Annotated in this window: 1 protein-coding gene; it reads right to left on the reverse strand. The window is 43.3% G+C overall.

The window, feature by feature from the left end:
• Positions 1-28 precede the first annotated feature (28 nt).
• Positions 29-1,549, reverse strand: coding sequence for an ISNCY family transposase (locus tag QWZ04_RS23470; RefSeq protein WP_290330728.1), 1,521 nt, complete (start codon positions 1,547-1,549; stop codon positions 29-31).
• Between the last annotated feature and the right edge of the window lie 78 nt (positions 1,550-1,627).

Here is a 1,627-nt window from a genome sequence, read left to right on the forward strand (position 1 = left end):
ATTCTAGTCAGGATTGATACTTTTCGCCTTACACATCGATATTCAGTGATTGTGATTTTTTATTCCTAAGTTCTCTAGTGCTGAGGTTTTCTTCCTTCCAGATGTTTTTAATCGTACCAATACTCACATTGATATCGTGTTGTTTTAGCTCCATCGTGAGTTGCATCAAAGTCAGGTGTGGGTTCTGCAACGTCAGCTCAATAATCTTGTCTTCTGCATACTCTGGTATGCGATTCTTACTGCGGTTCAGGGGCTTATTGATCCGCTTCAGCCCCATAGGCCCTTCCTCTGCCATTATTTTCTGATAGGTGTAAAGGGATTGGCGAGAACAACCAAGGATACGGGCTGCTTTAGATATACTACCCAACTGTTCTACTAGCTCTAAGGCTTCTATTTTCCGCTGAACCTCTTTACCGTATTCACTGCATTTACGAGGCTCAACCAGCTCGGTAATATCTAGCCTACGGTGCCCAAAATAGGCGGAGAATGTGCCATCGAACTGGCATCTAATCTCTACTTTTTGGTTTTCAATGGAATAGCGGATAGGCGAGTCGATAATATACCTTTTGTTACCAAAGCCAAACGTATGATCACGTCGTATGGTTCGATACTCTTTCTGTACGCAGATGCTGTTGAGGTCTAAATCGGGTGGTAAGCGCTTAAAGGCAGACCGTGAACTTTTGGGCTGAACACGAACATTTTCATCCCAATAATTGGGTATGAACTCTTCTTGTAAATAACGATTCGCGCCTTCCATATCGGTAATGTTGTGCAGTCGTAGTTCTGGTACAAGCCTATCTTGGAAGGTATCGAATGAGCGTTCAATACGTCCCTTTCCTTGTGGTGAGTTAGCAAAGATAATTTCAATTCCAAGCTCCTCACAAGCTCGTTGCATCTGGGAGAAGTTGCTTCGCTTGGGACCACCGAAGATACCTGCTCTATCGACGTAGAGCGTCTTAAATATCCCTCGTTTCTCAATATAGGCTCTCATCACCCTCATACAGCCTTCGGTGGTCTCAGAGGGAAAGAACTGAGCGTGAATATCACTGGTAGCGTCGTCAATCATAGCAATCAAACAAGATTTCTCATCGCCAAACCAGCGATGAGGGCTCCCATCCATTTGAAGCATTAATCCAGGTAATTCCATACGCTCCCGATACTTCCTGACGCGAGTTCTGCGTCGCTTAGCACGTTTAACATGATGGATATCGTGTGCCCAAGAGCGTAACGTTTCACGCTTAATAGCGATCCCTTCGTTCTTTTTGAGGACTTCAGAGAGATGCTGCAAATTGAAATCGAAGTACTTAGTTTGTATGAGGCTTTGGACTTCTTTCTTGAGCGAATCAGGGATTTTATTGACTGGAGAACGCCCCTGATTACCATGAATGATGAAGCGAATACCTTCTTTCCGATATCGGCTTAGATAACGTTCAACAGTTCGCCGAGACTTGTTGAGCAAGGTAGTGGCACTATTGATACTGATTTTACCCTCGATAATTTTGCAAATGATATCGACAGTAAACTGGGATTTAGAATCCATATAGAACATCCTTAGCCCCTTCTAAAGTTTAATTAATTACTTTAAAAGGTAAGCCAATTTAGTCCCGTCAAAATCCCTCGGTAGTTA

It is taken from the genome of Vibrio tapetis subsp. quintayensis (assembly GCF_030409945.1).
GTDB classification, from domain to species: Bacteria; Pseudomonadota; Gammaproteobacteria; order Enterobacterales; family Vibrionaceae; genus Vibrio; species Vibrio quintayensis.